Raw genomic sequence first — 23,022 nt, 5'->3', positions numbered from 1 at the left:
TTTCTGTTAATGCTAGGTTATCTCATGTCTGGTGGAGTACTTATACTTGGGTTGAAAGAAGACAGGGTCTAAAATTTTGGAGGTAGAAGGGTTTCTTTCAATTGTCACTTGTCACTGAATTTTTAAGACAAAGGATGCTACCAGATATGGCATCTTTCCAGTTAAGAACTTAGATCCATACTTTAACAGAAGACAATGTATTGCCTAGCTAACTTTACCAAAGCAGACAATAGCAATGAAAGAGAATAAATACTAAACATGATAGATAATCAAAGTCAGTACTGGCCCACATCTAATATCTAGAAAGAGATTCAAAGTGGTTACCACCAATAGCTATATTTATCTACTATTAACTAGTAATTCTCCTTTGGCTTAACCATAAAACCATAACTGCCAAAAATAGTTTTTAAGGTAAACAGAAAAAGAGAACGACCAATCAAAATTTCCTTACCACGTTTTTAACAAAAGCGATGCTTTGGTTGGTTTCAATGCAAATATTGACGGTGGGTCTTACGATAAGAGTATATTGCTGATTGCTTTAATGAATTTTGGGCGTAACACAGCATATGTAGTAATTATACTACTATCATAAATATTTGAATTAATCTAAATTTATTAGTGGGATAGGCTTATGAGCCCTCTGGAAAGACCTCTGGGATAATTAATCTCAAACTCTTCAACTAACTGGATAAAAACTTAGTTTCCGCAGAGGTTTATCATCTGCTCATTCCTAAACTTTTTTGATGCATCATACCAAACTAAACTTGGTATGAAATCTTATTTTCTGGTAAATATATGGAGAGAGTAAGTAATGTTAAGCAGGGACCAGTTTGAACGCATTGAACAGGAAGAGTTAACTCCTATTCTCAAAAGAATTTTAAATAGAATATTAGATGGTAAAACAAATGAGGAGATCAGAACAGATGAAACAGTTTGGTTCAATTTAAATGTATATGAATATCTCAATGTATATAAGTATAATAACCCTAAAGATATAGTCGAACAGATCAATATAAAAATTGATAAAATAAAAGCTCAAAAAGACAAAAATGATAATCAAATTAAAAAGCTCAAAAAACTCAAATTAGAGGTGGAAGATTTATATTATTTCCGAAAATCTTCATCTGGTAAAAGCAAAGCTTTACTTAGTAAGCATTTACGAGCTATATGTGATAAATTTAGGGTTAAAAGCACAAGAAATATAGAAGAAGATTTATTCATTGTCATGAAATATTTCGTTGAATATAAGCAATATAGGATTTCTTCTGCAGCTAGAGCCAGGTTTGAATTATTAGGGCGTATTCCCTACCCAGGAGGTTCTATTCCAACTTATTCTCCCTACTATCAATATCGATATTATAACCAAAATTGTTATTTAGAAAATCAATGTTTGAGTAAGATTGAAAATGCAGGAAAGGAAGCTATATTAATTCGGATTAAAGGTCCTCATTTGAGGGGTAAAACATCTTTCAAGAATAGGCTATTAAATAATAAATTAGTTACAAATAATAAGGCTAAAGTAGTTGATATTGATTTAGCAGAACATTTTAGTTCTTTCCAAAAAGAAAAATTTGAAACTTATGATTGGTTTTGTCGTGAACTTTGTCAACAGTTAGGTTTGAATGCAGAAGAGATACTTAAAGAATGGGGAAAAGCCATAGAAAGTGTTTATGATTGTACGTTCTTTGTTGAAAAACACATATTGTCTGAGATTAATCAGCCTATTTTTTTGAGCTTTGATAATTTCCATAAAATATTTGAATATTCCAATTTTAATGAATTTGCGAGCATGTTACGATGTTGGCATGATAACAAAGCCAAAAATGATCATAAGTGGATAAATTTGGTATTAATTTTAATTTATTCAACATCTAATTATCCCAAGTCAAATATTAATAGCTCTCCTTTATTTAATTTAGGAGAAGGTTGGAATTTAGGTGATTTTAGTTATCAAGAAATTAAGGAATTATCAGATAAGCATCAATTAGACTGGGGAGTTAAACAACTTGAAAAGTTAATGTCTTTTATCGGAGGACATCCATATTTAGTAAGACTAACTTTGTATCATGTCGCAATTGAAGGAAAATCTTTAGATAATATCTTAGCAAAAGCAACTACAAATGAGAGCATTTATAAAGATTATTTGATGCAACTTTACAACATTGTTAATGATGCTAAATTAACAGATGACTTAAGAAAAATAGTTAATAGTCAAGATTATGTTAAGTTAGATTCGCCAATGTCAAATTTTCATTTACAGAATGCAGGTTTAATTATTCAGAATAATAACAAGGTTAAACCTCGTTGTCGTTTATATCGTGATTATTTTGTTAGTATTTTGCAATAGAGGGCTTTGTTACAAAAAAAGACAAAAATAGTTAGGACTTAAACCACCTACGCCACCAGTTTCTAGGATAAAATAGGATTAAGTTATATATATGTATAGCAGTGAGCTCTGGCATATTTATGGTCCAAAGCTTCTAAAGTCAATTCTTATAACAAAAATTGTAAATACACCAGCGCACTTTGCTATATGTAACTAGAAATGAGCAGGCATCAAATAAACGGGAAAAGTTTTGAGTTAAAACGAGTATATTTCATCAGAAGGAATGAAAAGCTTGATCAAGTCATTCGGGATGTTATGGAATATTCTTAGTGGCATATTATCTAGCTATTAACCATAACTTATGAAGTTGAATAAGTAGCTCTAGTTAAAGACTATGGCTGATAATGGCAAGAAGCAATATAGCTGCCGAACTTGCTTCGCCAAAGCCAAACGGTTTAACCCAAATTTGGTCAGTATCTTAGACTAACCATTTAAACTTTTCCCTAATAAGAATTATGGAAATTATCAGTAAAAATATTGATTAAAGTTGTTGGGAATTAAGCCATAAAAATATCTAAAATTATTATCAGTTAAAGTTTATAGTACTTTTAAGGATTAAAATCTGGAAAGCCTTACAGAGTAAAATTTTGAACATTTTAAATTTTCCCACTACAAATAGTTCTATTAGATCAACTATTGACAATTATTAATAATAATAGAAGCTATAATTGACCTTATTCTTTTCAAAAAAATTCTTGTGGTATGTTTGTGGTCATCACCTGGGGGTTGAAGCTTTTTCCCTACATATTCTACCTAGCATGAAAACTGCTATAAAATACTGTTGTCTATTGCCTGCTGCTTTTTACCTAAACGAACTTGGTTTTGATTTTCACAACTGGGTTTAATATTCAGTGACACACATCACTAATAAACATAAACATAATCACATTAAACTTAGAGTTTAACTACTCAAAAATTACCTTGACTATTTTTCTCTAGCTTTTAAATTCCAACTAAGCCGAACATAAATAATGACAGAAAATTTCTATCACATTGGTGGAACTATTCCTTTTAACAAGCGAGAGGTTTATATATCTAGAAAAGCTGATGAAGATTTACTAAAATCATTAAAAAATGGTCGATTTTCTTATGTATTTAACTCTAGACAAATGGGAAAAAGTTCTCTAATAGTTAATATTAAAGAAAAATTGAAAGAAAACAAAGATATTTTATGTATTGACTATAGTCTTCAAGAGCAACCTAAAGATGAATCAAATTTTTATAAAGCTCTTATGAGAAAGATAGGTCATAAATGTTTAGAGACTAACATAGACAAAACTCTTGATATTAGAAATTATATAGCTATTGCTCAAAACAGAGAAATTGGATGTAATGATTTAACAGAATTTTTCAAAAAAGTTTTGTCATCTAATAAAAGAATAAAAATTATAATTTTTGTTGATGAAATTGATGAGTTGTTTAAGTTCACTTGGAGAGATAACTTTTTTGACTTAATTCGAGGCTATTCTGAATACAAAATTTATTCTAATAGACAAGAAGACAGAAGGCTTACTTTTTGTTTATTAGGAGTTGCTACACCATCTGATTTAATTAAAAATTATGGTAATAGTCTTTTTAGTATTCAGTGTAAAACTATTAAATTAGAAGGTTTTAAAAGTCATGAATGTTCTAATTTAGCAGCAGGATTAAAAAATGTTGCTTTTGAACCAGAGTTAGTTATACAATGGATTCTTGATTGGACTAGTGGACAGCCTTTTTTAACACAAAAAGTATGTGAGTTAGTGGCAAAATCTGGTTTGAATTTTTCTCTAGAAAAAAGAGAAAAAATAAAACTTGATAATTTAGTACAAGAAAAAATAATTGAAAATGGATTAAGTGAAGAAAAAGACGATCCTGAACATTTAAGAACTATTAGAAACCGTCTGAGAGAAGAACAGCAAGTACACCTTTTATTAAATTTATATGAAAGGATATTAAATGAAGGCAGTATTGAGTCAAAAGATGATTATGTTTACCAAAAATTGACATTGTCAGGATTAGTTGTGAAAAAAGATGGGCGCTTAGAAGTATTTAATAAGATCTATAAAAGGATATTTAATCAAGATTGGATAAAAGAAGAACTTAATAACCTCAAGGGCTGAAAAGCAGACTAAAAAATTGATATAGTAATGTTTATCTCTAGTTGTCTTAATTATTATTCAAATATAACTAGGATTTCCTGAATAAATCTGACAATAATTGATTTCTTTATTCAAAGAAAAGTTATGATAATTTTTTTATTATTGTCATTCATTCAACTGTAAATTTAAATGATTAAAAAAACTGCAAAAAAGTAAAAAAAAAGAGAAAAAGCCTCTTTTAAGAGGGTAAAAAGATTAATTACTAAAAAAAGTGATTATAATCGCACTGGGTCAGGTCTTTCTATCGCAGTCATAGGAAGTTTCAGTAAGCATAGTCATTACTTTCTCAAAACTAAGTCTTTTTTTTCCTTACCCAAATTTACCCTCTATATTGTAATCTAATTTTTCATCGCTCGTGCTCTAGAGTCTTTCTGTTATTTTAAGTTTTTCAACCGTTGAGTTCATAAATATTTTTACAGGTTAATTTTAACTACTTATTCTCCATAATTATCCTCACAATATATCTTTCCCAAATAGATAATATCAAGGCTTAAATAAAGGTACTGTTTGATTAATTTTTTTTCGGTTTTTCTAGACATTTTTCTAAGATTTTTTTAACTAACAAATGAACTACTTATTCAATAGACTAAACATTCTTTATCCCCTAATTAACTTTATAGCAAAACTACCCTTTCTAGAGCAAGACTAACTACTATTTCATATCATAAATTTGAGCCAAAAGATTAGTTTAAAATCTTAAAATAGCTCAAAAAATGAATAATATAACAATACTTATCGCTAAATCATTGGCATAACCTAATTTAATATAAGGCTGTAATTATAAATGATTAAGCATGACAATATTTAAGTTAATTTTGTGTATTGTCTGAGAACTTATAGAGCAAAAACTATCAACTTTTACTGCTTTTACTAAAGTATTAGCAGTATTTTTTATTTGCCAATTAACTTAACAACAAAAGTACCTGCAAGATAAAGAGCAACTACAGCTCCACCTAATAGACTTTGAGTCAAAGGGTCAGTAGAAGGAGTTAAAACAGCTCCTAAAACTACAGATCCTAACAATACATATTTCCAACTGGATAACATTTGTTGAGAATTAACTATTCCCACAATACCTAATAATAATTGTAGAATTGGAACTTGAAATGCTAATGCCGTACTAAACATTAATAGTAATACAAATTCAAAGTATTTTTCAATTGACCATGCTTGCTCTACCGCTTCTAAACCATAACCAATAAAAAACTTTAAAGCTGCTGGTACAATTGCAAAATAAGCAAATACTAACCCCAGTCCAAATAAGACTGTAGAACCTAAGAAAATTGGTCCGAGAAATCTTCTTTCTCTAGTCGTTAAACCAGGGAGAACAAATTTAATTATTTGATAAAGTATAAAGGGACTTGCTAAGAGAAGACCCCCATAAGCAGCAACTTTAATAGTGACAAAAAAGTATTCTCCTGGAGCGAGTTGGATAAATTTCACTCCTTGAGCTGGAACTTCTAGAAATTTGACAATGGGTTTAACAAAAATGAAACAACATAAGATACCTACTATTGCTCCTATTAAAGAAGAGAATATCCGCATTCGTAACTCTTCGAGATGCTCAAATATCGACATTTCAACTTCATCAGGAACTTTGTCAAGATTATCATCTGCTTCCGAATTCCGGGGATCTTCTAAGTCTGGGGAAGTAATATCCTCCACTTTATCAGAGCTAATTTCTGGATTTTTTAGACCTGTAGGTGTAGGTGCTAAACTATTCTTATTTAAGTCCTCTGGAAGTGTCATTTTAATTATTAGTTATCAGTTATTAATTATTAGTTTTTATTATCTCCTACTGAAGCCAAAGGCTTAGAATAGGTATGGTGAACATTTTTTTTCCCAAACCTTAAAAGGAGAAGCTATTGACCTAAATTTTTAATCATATTTATTTGATATTTCAGATTAATTATACATATAAACTTCTGATTTTTCACAGTAGCGTAAAGCCGATACCTCTATTTTATGAGAAAAGTAATTAACGTAAAGACAAGACTACTCGGTAAGTGCTCCAACTATTTTTGTTAAGGAAAGCTATGATAATTATATATACCACGAAGCTGAAATAGTAAGGCTTTACAACACATTGATGTCTTGGAGCCGTTGAAAGCAAGTACTGAGTCGGTTGAAGCGATCGCCACTTCGTATAACCCTAGTACTATTGACATTAGATATCCCCAGCGACCACAAATTTTTCCTGTCTTACTCTCAATTCTTACTGTCAATGGCCTGCTAATTTTTACTCTTTTTTACTCTTTTTTAATCTTAGGGTTAAGTTTCACTTTGTTCGGGCTTTAGACAAGTCCTGAAAAAAATTCAGCATCAGGAAAAAAAACTAAATTTTCCCACAAAGATAATTAGGATGTGAGAAATTTTTCCTACTTTCTATCACAAATATTTGTTTAATCAAACAATTAAAACTAAAAACCAATTACTCATCTGCAATACTTGAAATTTTTCCTGTCTTACTCTCAATTCTTACTGTCAATGGCTTGCTAATTTTTACTCTTTTTTACTCTTTTTTAATCTTAGGGTTAAGTTTCACTTTGTTCGGGCTTTAGACAAGTCCTGAAAAAAATTCAGCATCAGGAAAAAAAACTAAATTTTCCCACAAAGATAATTAGGATGTGAGAAATTTTTCCTACTTTATATCACAAATATTTGTTTAATCAAACAATTAAAACTAAAAACCAATTACTCATCTGCAATACTTGAAATTTTTCCTGTCTTACTCTCAATTCTTACTATCAATGGCTTGCTAATTTTTACTCTTTTTTACTCTTTTTTAATCTTAGGGTTAAGTTTCACTTTGTTCGGGCTTTAGACAAGTCCTGAAAAAAATTCAGCATCAGGAAAAAAAACTAAATTTTCCCACAAAGATAATTAGGATGTGAGAAATTTTTCCTACTTTCTATCACAAATATTTGTTTAATCAAACAATTAAAACTAAAAACCAATTACTCATCTGCAATACTTGAAATTTTTCCTGTCTTACTCTCAATTCTTACTGTCAATGGCTTGCTAATTTTTACTCTTTTTTACTCTTTTTTAATCTTAGGGTTAAGTTTCACTTTGTTCGGGCTTTAGACAAGTCCTGAAAAAAATTCAGCATCAGGAAAAAAAACTAAATTTTCCCACAAAGATAATTAGGATGTGAGAAATTTTTCCTACTTTATATCACAAATATTTGTTTAATCAAACAATTAAAACTAAAAACTAATTACTAATCTGCAATAGTTTGGGCTTTTTTTTCAAGAGTAATCTAAAAATCAATAAAACTCTGATTTTAAATCTCTTCCCATTAGAGCTTCCACAGCTTCTTCTAGAGTAATTTTACCGTTCAACAATAAAAAAACTTGACTAGAAATAGGCAGAGAAATTTCCTCTCTATTCGCAATATTAATCAAAACATTTGTAGTATTAACACCTTCAGCAGTACCAGGTAATTCCTCTAAAATTTCCTCCAAATTTTTTCCCTGCGCCAAACCATAACCAACCCGATAATTTCTACTCAAAGAACTACTACAAGTTGCCAACATATCTCCCAAACCAGATAACCCAAAAAAGGTTTCAGTTTTTCCGCCTAAATGAGTACCAATACGAATAATTTCTGTCAAAGCACGAGTTAATAAAGCTGATTTAGCATTAGTACCAAGTTCCAAACCATCACAAACTCCACTAGCAATAGCAATGACATTTTTTAAAGTTCCACCTAACTCTGTACCTATTGGATCGGAACTACTATAAACTCGAAATAAACCAGAAGCAAAAATATTTTGTACCGCCGTTACTGCTTCTATATTTTTACTAGCAACTACTGTTGCTGCTGGTAATTTATCATCAATTTCTTTTGATAAATTAGGACCGGATAAAACTACCACAGGATTATTTGGAAAATTAGCTTCCCAAATCTGAGAAGGAGTACAAGTTGTTTCTGGATCTAATCCTTTTGTAGCAGTAATAATAATTACTTTTTTTGGTAAACCAATCTTTTGAATTTTCTCAATAGTTTCATTAACTCCTTTCATAGAAATTGCCGAAACTATCATATCAACATCTTTTATTACCTGTTCTAAACTGATATTTAAGTTACGAGACCATAAAGATATTTTATGTTGATTATGACTTACTAATCCTGCTAAAGCAGAACCCCATGCACCTACACCTAGAATTGCTAAATTTGCTTTTTCAGTTGATATTGGATAAGCAGATTCTAGAGTTCTAATAACTTCCTTTCTTTTATCAGCTTGAGATATTTTACCTACCATAATTTATTGATTTTACCTATTCCTGAGTTTTGATGCCAAATACTGTAACTATCTTTTTTAAATTTGGTATAAAAAAAGGTTTAATTTTTCTTAAGAAATAAAAAGATTTCCTATTTTTTTGCATCTCTATTACAGGAATACTCATAACTGATAACTGACTAAGTGGCTAGGGAAAATTAATGACTATTATATATTTCCAAATAACAGAGAATATATACTTTTATGCTTGAAAGTATGTATAATGAATTCTGCAAGGCCTACTTAACTGAATTGAGTATACCGTTAATAGATATAATTTCTTAAGTTATCAGAAAAAATTAAGTAAACACAAATTGCACAATTTTAAGAAAAAATTGGTAGGAGACATCTAAAAAATTGAGGAGAAATAAAAATGATACTCAGCCGTGATGCCCGGAAGTTACTAGCTCCAATATTGCTCTGCTTATTATTGTTTACATCTGCTTGTGGTGGAGCTAAACAACCTAGTCGTTTTGACCAGGCCCAACAACAAAGCAAAACAGAACGTCCTTCTAAAGCCAAACAAGTATCAGGTGGTAGTCTAAACAAGTACTTCCCATCATCAAGTGGTGGATATAAACTAAACTATGCTCAAGAGAAGAAAGGTTTTGCTCAAGCAAGTCTGAAAAAAGATGGTAAAGAAGTAGCAGTTATGTCTATCAATGATATTTCTGCTTCCTCCACTGCTGCCAAAAAATTCCAAAATAGTAGCCAAAAAATAGGAGGATATCCAGCAGTTGAGCAAGGTACAAAAACTACTGCAGTATTAGTAGATAACCGTTTTCAGGTAAAAGCTCAATCAAAAGACCCCTCATTTACTGCAAATGATCGCGAAGCATGGCTAAAAAAATTTAACCTAAGAGGTCTGGCTAGTCTCAAATAAAAAATCCTATCCCAACACTCGAAAAAAAGTGTCTACCTCTATTCACTTTTAACTTTTACCTTAAAAAAAAGTCAACAACCTCTCCTTCCAAGAGGATAAAAAAAGGAAATTTCAGACTTAAAACCTCCGGTGTTAGCCAGAGTTACTGATAACTGATCAACGATAACTGAAATTAAGGAGCCTTAAATGAGTAAGCCCATCTTTGAATTAGTAGATGAACTGCCCAGTGACAATATTACAATTAAAGCTTTACGTGCTTTAGACTTCATTGTTCCAGGAGAGTGGGATAACTTGGTAGGATTTGAAAATACTATCCGCACTGTAACAGGAGAAGATGACGAAGACCTAATTCAGCAAATAGGCGATCGAGCTGTAATTCTCTTCAATGATAAAGCTCAAGGATATCAACGGGCCTTATGGCTTTATCAAACTGTTAGTGGAGCAGGTCGTGCTTTAGGTACCGCTTCTTTAGCTAATATGGTTGGAGGTAAAATACCTCTGATCGGAGGTTTGTTAACTAGCCTTACTCCTAAACCAGGAAAAGCCCAAACTATTGATTTATCTCTCAAAATAGTTGCAGAACTATTAGGTTTTTGTTCCATCAATGGCATTCCCGGAGATAGTATTGGTGATTTTGTCGGCGCTCTAGGAGATTATAGTGGAGAATCTTTAATGCGTTTAGCAGCCTTAATTTGTTTTGATGGTTTAATTCCTTTAGGGCCAGATTTCCTACATTCCGCCGCTAACTGGATAGAAGGACTTTCTACCTCGGACTTAGAAGAAAACGAAGGCTTCCGGGGAATTGAAGAAGCTATTCCAGGGGATGATAAAGATAGTAAGTTAGGTTTTATTGGGGAAGCTTTTGGTTCTGTTTCTAGTTGGATGGGAGATTTTGTCAGTGATCGGGGTATTACACCAGGAAACGTGGCCAATAGCTTGCAAGGTTTCGTAGAATTTAGCGATGATAAATTGGACTATTTGGCTGCATTCTTAGATATGAGTACCAATTATTATGAACATACAGGAGTTCAAACCCTGGCTCGTCGTCTAGTAGAACGAGCTTATGCAGAAATTTAAGCAAGGAAGCATTTATGCCAGAAGAACAACAAAAAGCTAAAAAAACTGAAACTAAGCCTGCAGGAGGTAAGGTCAAACCAGAAAAGCCCCCTGCTGTCGAAAGTAAGCCTTTTGCTGAGTTTGTGCAGCAAGATTATTTGCCAGCTTTACAAAAAGCTCTTCTTGAGCAAGGTATTGATGATCTTGATCTCAGCCTAGTCAAGGAAAAATTACCTATGATAGGCTTTAGTTCATCTGAAGAATGTTGGCAAGTTGTGGGTAAGTTTAAAAAAGGCCAGCGTCAGTTCAATATCTATTTTCCCAAAAAGGATATTAAAGGCCCTAGAGCTTTCTCTTGTGCTGATAATGGATCTAAACCGGCTACCTTAGAACCTTTTTTAATTGATGAACGTAAAATTACTCTGAAGTTATTGGTGTTCGGTGTAACTCAACGTTTAAATGCTCAAAAGTGGCTGAGTTTAAACTAAATATTTCAGCAGATACTCTATCTGTTCCTAGTTAAACCAAATTACTGCCCCATTGGTCTCGAATAATTTTATAAAGGTCTACGTCTGCTTCTAGTAAGCAGGCGTGACCACTATTTGGGAGAATAACCATTTCAGCTTTGGGCAAATATTTGACTAAAAACTTAGCTTGTGATATTGAAGGTAAAAGTCTGTCTGCAGCGCTGGCAATAATTAATGTAGATTTTGGGAAATTTTTTAGTTGATTTTTCTTGACCTGGAATGAGCGCATTAGTTCAAACCGCCAGATAGCTGTTTTCTGAGAAACTGACTGCATAGCTTTGAGTAGTGCTTGACACTCCTCTGGTCTTATTCGACCTAAAGCGCCTAAAAAGGGTAGAGTTGCTGTTACAGATAATTGATATAAATAGCTTGGTAGATATTGGGTGAGATATGATCCATATTTTACTATAGGTTGTTGGCTAAATGAAGTGGCTGAATTAACTAAAATTAGTTTGTCCAATAATTCAGGAGTATTTAAGGCAACTTTTAGTGCTAAACACCCTCCAAATGATTCTCCACATAAATAAACAGGTCTTTTAGGTGCTGCTTTTTGTTCAATTTTAATTAGGTTTATTGTTTTCTCTGATAATTGTTCCCAAGTCGATAAATCATTTTGTGGGATACTCAGACATCGAATATCGAAACCAGTTGATAAGCTAGAGATTTGCGATCGCAACAATTTACCTGTACCATCCATAGCACATAGGAAAACAAACAGAGGTAATTCTGGTTGAAAGGGAGTTGGTCTTAAAAAACTAATTTTACCACTTGCCACTTGCATGATTAAATACAGATATAAATTAGTAATGATTGATAAATTAATAACTAACAGTTGATATATCTAAGTAAGTTATTATTCAATTTATACTCAAGATTGAGACTTTTATTGTTTTTTTTTGAATTTATCAATTATATCATATCCCTTTGAATATTTAACTTTAGTATAAGAAAGCCAGAGGGAAAAAGGTATAAATGCCAAATAGTTTTTGACAATTATGACTTTATTTTATATGCAAACGATGTTACCCGACATAATCTTCTTATTTAAGAAGTAGTAATCTTTTAGTTAATATAATCAACAAAAAAATCAAATTATTTAATTATTTAATCATTCAATTTCTACATAAGTAAGGGTAATTTTTTTTGTTATTCCCTAAAATAAAAATATAAGCCAAACTTCTAAAAATCACACATATTCAAGGAATAAACATAGATTTTTGCCAACAAGTTAGTAATTTATTAGCTTACATAATAATTTAGAATAAATCTCCGATTCAAATAGAGTATTACGAGAAATTACTGGGTTTATGGAAGGTGAATGTTACCATAGTAGGACACTTAATACTTTAAACGAATGAAATATACTTTTTTTATATTAAAACTACCAGGTTTGATATTATATAATTAACTAGGTATTTAGCATATTTATTTTGATATTCCGACGGTGTGAACTTATTACCCCAAATGAATAAAACATAATATTAGAGGATTTATCAACTACTGTAGGGTCCTATCGATGATTGATTAAACAAAGGTTGTGAATAATTAAAAAAACTTAACAATTTTTAAGAGTATTCTTTAATAAACTAACTGCTCACCATAATAAACCAAAAAACTACTGATAATATTGCCAAATTTGAGACTAGCACTCCCATAAAAACAATGAGCAAATCCTGAAATCAAAAATTACCTAATAAAATTAGGAGTAATAAATACTATCATAATATAAGCAAAGGGCACGGATATTTCTAAATTATCAAACTAAGTCATAAATGATTTGATTATTTTTGACATTTGTATTTTTGACTTTTGCTTTGCGTTTAGTGCTTTACCATAGAGGTAGTACCTTCAGCAAAAAATCCCCAATATTTTCTGAGCTTGCATTAGTTGTATTGTCTATTGGAAGAAATGCTTTTTTCTATGAATAGGATGATATAACTTATGACTTTTAATAGGACATTGCTAAATATAAAAATTTAGTCAGAAATTACTTAAAACTCTTGAGTTTTTTCTGTCTTCAATTATCGTAACTCCTAATATAGCTTGCCTGTAGGACTATAAAGGCTACTTTAAGTCACAAAAAGTCCATAAAATTAGCTTATTACCTAGAAATACCAGGACTCAGTTGTAAAGGAATTTGGTATTTATGTGCAATAAAAGTTCTACTACTAATCATTTCTAAGAATAAACGGTAAATTAACAGTATATTATTGGCTTGCTTCGCCATTTTGCTTCTAACTAGAGATTCAATTCTAGACTTTAAATAAATAAATAGTCTCTTGTAAGAATAATAATATCAAAATCCCAAAAGTTAAGATTTCTTTGAGAAATTTTATAACAACAACATAAAAGCATTAATGTTACGATGGGTGATTATATTCTGACGAGGGAATCATCTAAAAATTTTTAGGACAGTGGTAAGCGTTCACCCATCAGCTATGAGCTATTAATTATGAGCTATGAGTTATGAATTATGAGATATTAACTCATTACCACACCCTAGGAGGAATTAGTTTCTAACAAGAATGATCAAGTTATGAATTAAGTTCGTCTGATAGAATGGGTTTTCTATCAAGTCCAGAGTTTTTTTACAGAACTCAGATGATATGGAATTTAAAAAGTTTAACTTGTATAAATAATAAAATCCTTCTTCTTTAGTAGTTGCTTAAATATGTTCAAAACTGTTTGCATACTATAACCTAGGAAAAGCTAAATGCAAGCTAGATGAATGCTTACGGTAAGTGAACAAGTAATTAGCCATCGTAGTAAATTATTCGAGGTTAGTACTACTAAACTCATTATGATTATTACCATTGCTAGTTCAAATCAAAAGTATTTAAGCCTGATTCTCTATGAAAAACATGTATACAGATAAAAACACTTTTGCAATTACAACTCCCCTTTACTATGTTAACGATTTACCACATATAGGTAGTGCTTATACAACTATTGCTGCTGATACGTTAGCTCGTTTTCAAAGGCTACAAGGTAGATCGGTGTTGATGATTACTGGTACAGATGAGCATGGCCAGAAAATTCAAAGAACAGCTGAAAATAAAGGAAGAAACCCTAAAGAACACTGTGACTCAGTAGTTAGAGGATTTGAATCTCTTTGGGAACAACTAAATATTCAATATGACCGTTTTATTCGTACTACTGCACCTAACCACGAAAAAATTGTCAAAGAATTTTTCCAAAGAGTTTGGGAAAAAGAGGATATCTACTTAAGTCAGCAAAAAGGATGGTATTGCGTATCTTGTGAGGAATTTAAAGAAGAGCGGGAACTTACCGAAGATAAACATTGTGTTATTCATACCAACCAAAAAGTAGAATGGCGCGATGAGCAGAACTATTTCTTTCGTCTCTCCAGGTATCAGGAACGACTACAAGCTTTCTACCAAGATAGGCAGGAATTTATTCAACCCCAAAGCCGTAGGAATGAAGTCTTAAGTTTTGTAAACCAAGGATTGCAAGACTTCTCAATCTCTAGAGTTAATGTGGATTGGGCTTTTAAACTACCTGTTGATTCTAGTCATACTATCTATGTTTGGTTTGATGCTCTATTAGGTTATGTTACAGCCCTTTTAGATCCTGATAGTGAACCAACTCTAGAGAATGCTTTATCGAAATGGTGGCCGATTAATTTGCACCTAATTGGGAAAGATATATTACGCTTCCATGCTGTTTATTGGCCAGCAATGCTAATGTCAGCAGATTTGCCTCTACCTGAACGTGTATTTGGACATGGATTTCTAACTAAAGATGGGAAGAAGATGGGTAAATCCCTAAATAACACTTTAGATCCTTTTGAATTAATCCAAAAATACGGGTCTGACGCAGTTCGTTACTATTTTCTCAAAGAAATCGAATTTGGAGTTGATGGAGATTTTAATGAAAACCGCTTTATCAATGTACTAAATGCTGACTTAGCAAACGACTTAGGTAATTTACTAAATCGTACTCTGAAAATGGCTCATAAATACTTCAATGGTCAAATTCCTAAAATTAATGTTCAGGAGGTAGAAGTTACCCATCCACTCAAAAAAATAGGCATGGGTTTGGGTGAAAAAGTTACCCAAGCTTACACTTCTTTAGACTTTAGTCAAGTTTGTGAAGCTGTATTAATTTTAGTCAGAACTGGCAATAAATATATAGACGAAACTGCTCCATGGAGTTTATATAAACAAGGCCAATTAGAAGCCTTAACAGAAGTTTTATATTCTGTGTTGGAGTCTGTTAGATTAGTGGCCTATCTTTTGTCACCAATTATTCCCAATATTAGCAATGCTATCTATCAACAACTAGGTTTCTCAAATAACTTTAATGATAAATCAGCAATTAATAGTTCAGAAACTTTTGTGAAACAAGTAAGTTGGGGAGCTTTACCAGGAAATCAACTTCTAGGGCAACCTCAACCTATTTTTCAAAGAATAGATATGATATAAACCTTTGCTTAAAAATATAATTGTACCCTTTTCTACTGCATAGCTTTTTTTCTGTTACAAATTATCTCTGATTAAGAATTAATTTTTTTTATTTAATAAAAAACTGAGGTTAAAAACCATGTTGAATAATCAACAGATACAAATAGAGTGTAATGAAATATTTACACCAGAACAAATTCTAGAAAATCGTGGCAGAGTAGCCATTTTTATTGATGGATCTAACTTATTTTATGCTGCTTTACAGTTAGGAATTGAGATAGATTATACAAAACTTCTTTGTCGTCTAACTGGAGGTTCTCGTCTTCTACGTTCCTTTTTCTATACGGGAGTAGATCGTACTAATGAAAAACAGCAGGGGTTTTTGCTGTGGATGCGTCGTAATGGTTATCGTGTTATTTCTAAAGACTTAGTACAATTACCTGATGGTTCTAAAAAAGCTAATCTAGATGTAGAAATTGCTGTTGATATGATGGCTTTAGTTGGTTCTTATGATACTGCTATATTAGTCAGTGGAGATGGAGATTTAGCTTATGCTGTAGATGCTGTTAGTTATAGAGGTGTTAGGGTTGAAGTTGTTAGTCTTAGAGCTATGACTAGCGATAGTTTAATTAATGTTTCTGACCGCTATATAGATCTGGAACAAATTAAAGAAGACATCCAAAAAACTTCAAAATCTCCTAGCTATACTTATCGTCCTCTATCAGCGATAGGTTTAATTGATGAACATGATTAAAGATAATATTTGCTTTAGTTTAAATTGGAAAAATCGGCAAATTTTAGAATAGTAATCAATGTAAAAGTAGTGTTAATTTTTCTTGAAATTAGCATATTAATACCTAGAATATTTTGTGAACTAAATTTTATAGTTGCGTTAAAACAAAATTTAAATATTACTCATTAAAAGGAAAGTTTTAAAACTGAGCATTATCCATCTAAAAGCTGGAAAAAGTTTGTGCTTATGATCAAAACTTTCCTTGATTTTTATTTAAATATAACTAAAGCTTACAGGGTTGATGATTGAGAAATGTCATTTTCTATGGGGAAGATATATTAGTATTAGGTTTGGATAATAATAGATAAAAAAATATAGATTCCCATTAAAAATAATTTATAAAGGACGACTTACTATAGAAAATTAGACTATCAAAGCAAAGAATTTATTGTGAAATAAAATCAGCATAAATACTGAAAATACTATTGAATTTATTAAATATTTACTACAGAAAATTCCTGGGAAAAGATTGATAATATTTGGACGGAGTAAGTTATCATAATTTGATATAATTCTGACAATATTTGATGATAATTAATCAAGATATATTAGAGGAAGAATGGTTGATAAATTGTAGAAAGTTTTATCCGAATGCCCTGGAGAAAAACCTTGTTAAGGATATTTGTTTACAAGTCAGAAATTTTATCAGACAATTTGATCATCTTTCCAGTTATTTGAAAAGAGTTAAGTGATTTTAAATTTTTGTGCTATGGTCAAATATTCAATTTTCTTAAACTTTTTTAGTATCGAATTTTGCCACAACTATTGCGCGTATTACTATAGAATCTTGATTACATATCTTGTTAGTGGTTGCTTACCTTGAGAAAAGTGGCAAAAAAAATAAGAAATACAGTCGATTGAGTAATTAATGTGCTACAAATAATGGGGTAAGCGTATGCAAATTTAAAATCCGTTTTAGTAAGTCACAAGTAATAAGTAATAAGGGTTTTATTTTTTAAGTTGTAAAAAAAATGTGGTGAAAATTTACAACTGATTAAATATTTTTTTTGTTCTCTATTCTACTACTGATATTCCCTAGTCTTTATTTTGGATGTATATAAAAAGTATCCTGAGTAAGATTATCTAATTATAATAAGCTATTTATGAAAATACCAAATAATGATTATTTTTATTTCCAAAAGTCATCAATAATTTTATTAATATTGGTGAATTTATTTATAGGAATAACTGGTTGTAATCAAGAAAATATTCCTGAAAAATCTATTTCTAATGAAGCGATAGAAAGTGATTTAACCTTAAATGATGTTACTCTTGAAGAAGCGTCTGAAGCAGGTGAAATGTTGTGGCGGGTAAAATCTAAACGAGCTTCGTATGTAAAAAATCAAGAATTAGTTAGAGTTACTAAACCAGAAGGTGAATTATTTCGAGATGGAAGGTTAGCATATAAAATTACTGCATTACAAGGAGAGGTATATCAAGATGGAGACAAAATTTTACTTATAGAAGAAATAGAAGTATATGATATCCAAAATAAAATAATTATCAGAGGACAACAGTTAGAATGGTTAACTGAACCAGGAATAATTATTGTTCGCAACAATATAACAGGTAATAATGAACAGTTACAAGCATCAGCTCAAATGGCAAAAGTTATTAGTCTAGAAAAAAGAGTAGAGTTTTATGGTCAAGTGGTAGCTATGTTTAAAGAACCTGTGGTTAAAATAAAAACCGACCAGTTATTTTGGGAGGTAGATCAAAAAAAATTGATTGCTAATAAACCAATAAAAATAGAAGAATTAAAAGATAAACAAGTTATTGGCATAGCTTATGGTGAAGAATCAGAGTTTAATTTAGAAAGTAAAATAGCTACTATGAAGAAAAATGTACAGCTACTCCGAATTGACCCAAAAATACAAATAAGTAGTGATTTGATGATTTGGAATATGCCACAAGATTTGATTGATTCACCAGGACCGATAAGGGTATTAGAACAAGGAGAAAAAGTAGTTTTACAAGCTAATAAAGGTCAAGGAAATTTTCAGAAAAATGTTTTTGTTTTATCAGGAGATGTGGTTGGTATTGGGCAAGAAAATCAAGCTCAATTAAATAGCGATCGCCTAACTTGGTATTTGAATAATCAAACTTTTGAAGCAGAGGGTAATGTATTTTATCGTCAAGTGGATCCACCATTTAATGTTAGGGGTCTTCGAGCAGTGGGGCAACTCAAAAATGACACAGTTATTATTCAAGGTGGTAATAGTAATGTAGTGACAGAAATTATTCCTCAATAATGTATTTAAATTGTCTTATACTAAATATCAAAAGTATTGGTAAAGCTTAGAAAGTATGATTATTGAAAAGAAGATATTTTTACTTCCTTTAGAGAGTTATCCCTCAGATGGCTCCTCCTAGATAGCTCAATATAATATTAACTATTGACTGCGATGGCACAATATTTATAAAACAATATTTATAAAACAATGCGATCGCTACCAAAGTCATAAAAAAAACCTTAATAATTTCTACAAAATTAATAAGCAGTTGTGAAAATATATCCTCTACAAACACCTCATAGTGGCTATCATTGGGATGGTAGCGATCGCCGTTTTTTTGAAGGCTGGTATTATCGAGTCACTCTACCAGAAGAAAAACAAACTTTCGCCTTCATGTACTCTATAGAAGATCCTATCGGTGGCCAACCTTATAGTGGTGGTGGCGCTCAAATTCTTGGCCCTAATGATGAATATCTTTGTCGGACCTTCCCAGATGTAAAAAAATTTTGGGCAACTCCAGAGGTTCTAGAATTAGGTCATTGGGGACAAACAAATTTAACAAGTCCAGTTGGTTATTTAGACCCACAATTATTTGAGGATCAAATCAAAGAAGGGTATCAAGCTACTGCCAATTGGCATCAAGGAGTTCTCTGGGATCCAAGAAGAAATAATTATTGTCGTTGGCAATATAAAACACAACCTATCTATGGTTGGGGAAACCCAAATGCAATACAACAGTCAACTGCAGGTTGGTTATCATTTTTACAAATTTTTGAGCCGGGATGGCAAATATTAATGGCTCATGGTCTGGCTACTGGTTGGATAGAATGGAATGGGCGTATCTACAAGTTTACTAATGCACCAGCGTATAGTGAAAAAAATTGGGGTGGTGCATTTCCCAAAAAGTGGTTTTGGCTTAACTGCAATAGTTTCTATGATGTATCAGATTTAACTTTAACTGCTGGTGGTGGTAAGCGAGGAGTATTGTGGTGGATGGAAAAAGTGGCTATGATAGGTATTCATTATCAAGGCAAATTTTATGAGTTTGTACCGTGGAACTCTAAAGTATATTGGCAAATTCAGCCTTGGGGAGAATGGCAAATGCAGGCAAAAAATGATTTATTTGAGGTAGAGTTGACTGCTACTACAAATCATTCTGGTACACTTTTGCGGGCACCATCAGAACAAGGGTTAATATTTTTGTGTCGAGATACTATGCGTGGTCATTTAACTTTGAAGTTAAAAGAAGTTAGGGATAGTCATTCAAAGTTAATTTTGGAAGCCCGTAGCGATCTATGTGGTTTAGAAGTTGGTGGCGGATCTTGGGAGCAAGCTTGGGTTAAGTGATACAGAATTTCCTGCGTAAGAGTGAGGTACAAATTCTGTCTGGTAGGATGCTCCCGCTACAATAATTTTAACCTACATATATAATACAAGATGTAATATAAAATCAGGAATCAGAATTCAGAAGTTAGGAAAAAAACATAGTGGTCAATATGGAGTCAAGAATTAAGACTAAGTATTTATACTTAATATTTTTCTGAGAATTTGAGGAATGAGAAAAGTTAATGAATAGGCTCTATATCTACATACTATAAATACTTAGTAAGTCACTGATTCTTATACTACTTTTTTCTGTTACAAGTTGACCTGTAGAATATGCTTGGTGTTGTAGAGTATGGTTGTAAATTTTATTAGCCTTAATTCACAAAAAAAAGCTCGGCTCAAAAACTGCTGAGAAGAAGAACCAAGACAATTAAAGAAAGTTTTAGAAAGAATGGAGAGTGAGTGGAGAATTGTGGCCTCAAAAAAACTCTTACAAGAATTCTTGAACGTTTAAGAATAAGTGGGCCATCATAAGGGTCAAGCTGAAGGCTTAATAATTCCAAATAAAAATTAATAAAACTGAATATGTTGGGCTTTGATAAAAACCATATTAGGCAAAAGTTGAGTCTATTGTAAGTAGCAAAATTACAAGTAATATTATACGTGAGTATCGGTATATAAAATTCTACAAATATCAAAGTTAAGTAATTATTCTTCCCGGCCAATTAAATCAGAAAGTCAGGGAAAACACATATAAATAGATATTGTTTACTTTAAAGGAGTTGAGCAGACCTTTATCTAAAATTACCAAAAGACCAACACTCTAATTTTAATTTAGTGTCTGGATGAAAGGTAAGTATATAAACGTAAAAGAAACCAGAAGTTGGGTATTTAACTATGGGAAATATATATTGAACCTACACTCAGATGTACCTATCATAAAGTACATCAAAGTTAAAGGTAATTAAAGCACTATTAGATGGTGACTAGACGTATTGGAATAGGGTAGCTAAATATCTAGGCATAAGGAAAGAAGTCACAACGCGCTTTGAAAATGGCAGAAGAATAAATGCGCATTTTGTGGATTAATTTTAGACTAACTAACCTAACCTCAGTAGAGGACATAACACTAAGGTCTGAAGTTGGTGACAAAACATTTAAGAATACATAAATGTTGCATTGAGGCCACAATACAAAAACTGCCTTAGATAATATAACTAGTCAAAACCAAGGTGACAGGACTTACCGGAAACTATTTATAGGTGGATGATATGTTGACTCTTATAGAAGGATATACTAATGAAAAAGGACGTCTGGGAGAGGAGCCGAGAGGGAGGTGAAAGTCTAACGTCCCGTTCTGAAGACGAGTCGGGTAGGTTAACTTATCTGGCGAACTTTTAATTTAATGTCGGGAGTATGTCAATTTTTAAGTTTTGGTTCTAGGGGTAGTGATGGACATAGAGAAGTTGTCTGAGTATAATCAGATTAAGATTTATCAATAGGTTAAAAAATTTTGTAGGGTTTTTATTTTCCTGTCACACCAGAATTTTTTTATCGCACTACGCAGATAGGGTGGGGACATTTATAAACCCTCAAATTTACTCAAGAATTACTTTTGACTTCTGAGTTCTGGTTAGCACTACAACATCCATTCTGATGCTCTCTCGCCTAGATCTAAAGGAATACTAACGGCCTTGCCTAGTCTTGGTCTTTCCTTTGTATTTTCAATATAATTCCTGACAGTTTCTACGCTACCAAAACCACTGATATAGGTAGCTATATCATCTAAGTGAGCTAAATATTCTGGTTCTGTCATAGGAAAGGATGCTTGTTCCAAATACTTCCACATCACCTGCACAAATATTTTGTCCTTTATCCGCCGTATTTGAACATCATAAGACTTACCCCACTTTTCGAATAATAATTGATATAATTCTTCGCCCTTCATATCCACACCTAAGATTTTCTATTGAGTTTAGTTTATATCACAGTTTTATTGTGATATAATAATATGTTTTTTCTATTAATTCAAAATCCTTTTGTTTACATTTCTTGACAATCAAGAGTATAAGTTAAAACAATGTAATAATAATCAGGAAACGGCGTTAAGACAGAATTATTCTATCTAATAGAAGATTGTCAACTTGTCCGTAGTTGCAGGCTAACAGCAATTATATTTTTGTCTGCATATAATTCATTCAATAGAAATGTAAATTAACAAAAACACCTAACATATTCATGGCTCAAGCAGAAGGAACACCAGATGTACCCAGTATGGGTCGTCGTCAATTTATGAATCTTCTCACTTTTGGAACTGTAACAGGAGTAGCTCTTGGAGCACTTTACCCAGTCGTTAACTATTTTATCCCTCCATCTAGTGGTGGATCTGGTGGTGGAGTAACAGCTAAAGATGCTCTTGGTAACGATATTATAGTCAGTGAATTTTTGGCCAATCACAACTCCGGAGAACGAACTTTAGCCCAAGGACTTAAAGGAGACCCTACTTATGTAGTGATCGAAGGAGAGCAAACCTTGGCTGAATATGGGTTAAATGCAGTATGTACTCATCTAGGGTGTGTTGTACCTTGGAATGGTAGTGAGAATAAATTTATTTGTCCCTGTCATGGTTCTCAGTATGACAATACAGGAAAAGTAGTGAGGGGGCCAGCACCTTTATCTCTAGCATTAGTTCATGCGAATGTTAGTGATGATAAACTGGTCTTTACTCAATGGGAAGAGACAGATTTCCGTACCGGAGAAAAGCCTTGGTGGGTTTAAGTTTTGTCTATTTTTTAAGACAAGTTTAAGCTGCACCTATGTAATGAATATGCCATTAATTCTGTTAACTTTATAGTTGCCCAGAATATGGACTATCTAATAGATGGCATATTAGCTGCAACTATAAAGGGTTAGAGATACACTTAGGCAAGACCCCTGAATGCTTTTCAAGGTCTTGCTCCTCACTA

At 32.0% G+C, this 23,022-nt stretch carries 15 protein-coding genes; 10 read left to right on the top strand and 5 right to left on the bottom strand.

The window, feature by feature from the left end; translation table 11 throughout:
- Positions 1 to 811: 811 nt before the first annotated feature.
- Complete coding sequence (locus TERY_RS08485) at positions 812 to 2,347, top strand: AAA-like domain-containing protein (protein WP_011611446.1); 1,536 nt, start codon at positions 812 to 814, stop codon at positions 2,345 to 2,347.
- Positions 2,348 to 3,357: 1,010 nt separating this feature from the next.
- On the top strand, positions 3,358 to 4,488 hold the full coding sequence (locus tag TERY_RS08480; RefSeq protein WP_011611445.1) for an AAA-like domain-containing protein: 1,131 nt from the start codon (positions 3,358 to 3,360) through the stop codon (positions 4,486 to 4,488).
- Positions 4,489 to 5,418: 930 nt separating this feature from the next.
- Here the strand turns inward: TERY_RS08480 and tatC are convergent.
- The 3 genes from tatC to TERY_RS08470 all read right to left on the bottom strand — a co-directional run bounded on the left by tatC (position 5,419) and on the right by TERY_RS08470 (position 8,795).
- Positions 5,419 to 6,276 carry a twin-arginine translocase subunit TatC gene (gene tatC, locus TERY_RS08475; protein WP_011611444.1) on the bottom strand — a complete coding sequence of 286 codons (858 nt, stop codon included), beginning with the start codon at positions 6,274 to 6,276 and terminating at the stop codon, positions 5,419 to 5,421.
- Positions 6,277 to 6,551: 275 nt separating this feature from the next.
- On the bottom strand, positions 6,552 to 6,695 hold the full coding sequence (locus TERY_RS32730; protein WP_155994368.1) for a hypothetical protein: 144 nt from the start codon (positions 6,693 to 6,695) through the stop codon (positions 6,552 to 6,554).
- A gap of 1,101 nt (positions 6,696 to 7,796) precedes the next feature.
- A complete protein-coding gene (locus tag TERY_RS08470) occupies positions 7,797 to 8,795 on the bottom strand; it encodes an NAD(P)H-dependent glycerol-3-phosphate dehydrogenase (RefSeq protein WP_011611443.1) in 999 nt (332 codons plus the stop codon).
- Between the two features lie 391 nt (positions 8,796 to 9,186).
- Between TERY_RS08470 and TERY_RS08465 the strand changes: the two genes are divergently transcribed.
- The 3 genes from TERY_RS08465 (at position 9,187) to TERY_RS08455 (ending at position 11,240) form a co-directional block, all read left to right on the top strand.
- Positions 9,187 to 9,696 (top strand): hypothetical protein, encoded by a 510-nt coding sequence (locus tag TERY_RS08465; protein ID WP_011611442.1) that lies wholly within the window; start codon positions 9,187 to 9,189, stop codon positions 9,694 to 9,696.
- Positions 9,697 to 9,882: 186 nt separating this feature from the next.
- On the top strand, positions 9,883 to 10,773 hold the full coding sequence (locus TERY_RS08460) for a hypothetical protein (RefSeq protein ID WP_011611441.1): 891 nt from the start codon (positions 9,883 to 9,885) through the stop codon (positions 10,771 to 10,773).
- A gap of 14 nt (positions 10,774 to 10,787) precedes the next feature.
- Complete coding sequence (locus tag TERY_RS08455; protein ID WP_011611440.1) at positions 10,788 to 11,240, top strand: DUF2996 domain-containing protein; 453 nt, start codon at positions 10,788 to 10,790, stop codon at positions 11,238 to 11,240.
- 31 nt (positions 11,241 to 11,271) lie between these two features.
- Here TERY_RS08455 and TERY_RS08450 read toward each other — a convergent pair whose 3' ends face one another.
- Positions 11,272 to 12,060, bottom strand: a complete 789-nt coding sequence (locus TERY_RS08450; RefSeq protein WP_011611439.1) for an alpha/beta fold hydrolase — start codon at positions 12,058 to 12,060, stop codon at positions 11,272 to 11,274.
- 2,071 nt (positions 12,061 to 14,131) lie between these two features.
- Between TERY_RS08450 and metG the strand changes: the two genes are divergently transcribed.
- The 4 genes from metG to TERY_RS08430 all read left to right on the top strand — a co-directional run bounded on the left by metG (position 14,132) and on the right by TERY_RS08430 (position 20,077).
- On the top strand, positions 14,132 to 15,724 hold the full coding sequence (gene metG, locus TERY_RS08445) for a methionine--tRNA ligase (protein WP_011611438.1): 1,593 nt from the start codon (positions 14,132 to 14,134) through the stop codon (positions 15,722 to 15,724).
- 118 nt (positions 15,725 to 15,842) lie between these two features.
- On the top strand, positions 15,843 to 16,457 hold the full coding sequence (locus TERY_RS08440; RefSeq protein WP_011611437.1) for an NYN domain-containing protein: 615 nt from the start codon (positions 15,843 to 15,845) through the stop codon (positions 16,455 to 16,457).
- Between the two features lie 1,142 nt (positions 16,458 to 17,599).
- The gene (lptC, locus tag TERY_RS08435; RefSeq protein ID WP_011611436.1) at positions 17,600 to 18,748 is read left to right on the top strand and encodes an LPS export ABC transporter periplasmic protein LptC; all 1,149 of its coding nucleotides are present in this window, start codon (positions 17,600 to 17,602) and stop codon (positions 18,746 to 18,748) included.
- 252 nt (positions 18,749 to 19,000) lie between these two features.
- The gene (locus tag TERY_RS08430; protein ID WP_011611435.1) at positions 19,001 to 20,077 is read left to right on the top strand and encodes a tocopherol cyclase family protein; all 1,077 of its coding nucleotides are present in this window, start codon (positions 19,001 to 19,003) and stop codon (positions 20,075 to 20,077) included.
- A 1,618-nt stretch (positions 20,078 to 21,695) separates the two neighbouring features.
- Here the strand turns inward: TERY_RS08430 and TERY_RS08425 are convergent.
- Positions 21,696 to 22,004, bottom strand: coding sequence for a DUF3067 family protein (locus TERY_RS08425; RefSeq protein ID WP_011611434.1), 309 nt, complete (start codon positions 22,002 to 22,004; stop codon positions 21,696 to 21,698).
- Positions 22,005 to 22,294: 290 nt separating this feature from the next.
- Here TERY_RS08425 and petC point away from each other — a divergent pair, with 290 nt between their 5' ends.
- Positions 22,295 to 22,834, top strand: coding sequence for a cytochrome b6-f complex iron-sulfur subunit (gene petC / locus TERY_RS08420; protein WP_011611433.1), 540 nt, complete (start codon positions 22,295 to 22,297; stop codon positions 22,832 to 22,834).
- The last annotated feature ends 188 nt before the right edge of the window (positions 22,835 to 23,022 follow it).

This window comes from Trichodesmium erythraeum IMS101 (assembly GCF_000014265.1).
In the GTDB taxonomy this organism is placed as follows: Bacteria; Cyanobacteriota; Cyanobacteriia; order Cyanobacteriales; family Microcoleaceae; genus Trichodesmium; species Trichodesmium erythraeum.
This window is presented reverse-complemented; position numbering and strand designations above follow the sequence as displayed.

Bases quoted from the DNA above. Each gene is read 5' to 3' on its own strand.
- TERY_RS08485 (WP_011611446.1), top strand. From the start codon at position 812: ATGTTAAGCAGGGACCAGTTTGAACGCATTGAACAGGAAGAGTTAACT.
- TERY_RS08480 (WP_011611445.1), top strand. From the start codon at position 3,358: ATGACAGAAAATTTCTATCACATTGGTGGAACTATTCCTTTTAACAAG.
- tatC (WP_011611444.1), bottom strand. From the start codon at position 6,276: ATGACACTTCCAGAGGACTTAAATAAGAATAGTTTAGCACCTACACCT.
- TERY_RS32730 (WP_155994368.1), bottom strand. From the start codon at position 6,695: ATGTCAATAGTACTAGGGTTATACGAAGTGGCGATCGCTTCAACCGAC.
- TERY_RS08470 (WP_011611443.1), bottom strand. From the start codon at position 8,795: ATGGTAGGTAAAATATCTCAAGCTGATAAAAGAAAGGAAGTTATTAGA.
- TERY_RS08465 (WP_011611442.1), top strand. From the start codon at position 9,187: ATGATACTCAGCCGTGATGCCCGGAAGTTACTAGCTCCAATATTGCTC.
- TERY_RS08460 (WP_011611441.1), top strand. From the start codon at position 9,883: ATGAGTAAGCCCATCTTTGAATTAGTAGATGAACTGCCCAGTGACAAT.
- TERY_RS08455 (WP_011611440.1), top strand. From the start codon at position 10,788: ATGCCAGAAGAACAACAAAAAGCTAAAAAAACTGAAACTAAGCCTGCA.
- TERY_RS08450 (WP_011611439.1), bottom strand. From the start codon at position 12,060: ATGCAAGTGGCAAGTGGTAAAATTAGTTTTTTAAGACCAACTCCCTTT.
- metG (WP_011611438.1), top strand. From the start codon at position 14,132: ATGAAAAACATGTATACAGATAAAAACACTTTTGCAATTACAACTCCC.
- TERY_RS08440 (WP_011611437.1), top strand. From the start codon at position 15,843: ATGTTGAATAATCAACAGATACAAATAGAGTGTAATGAAATATTTACA.
- lptC (WP_011611436.1), top strand. From the start codon at position 17,600: ATGAAAATACCAAATAATGATTATTTTTATTTCCAAAAGTCATCAATA.
- TERY_RS08425 (WP_011611434.1), bottom strand. From the start codon at position 22,004: ATGAAGGGCGAAGAATTATATCAATTATTATTCGAAAAGTGGGGTAAG.
- petC (WP_011611433.1), top strand. From the start codon at position 22,295: ATGGCTCAAGCAGAAGGAACACCAGATGTACCCAGTATGGGTCGTCGT.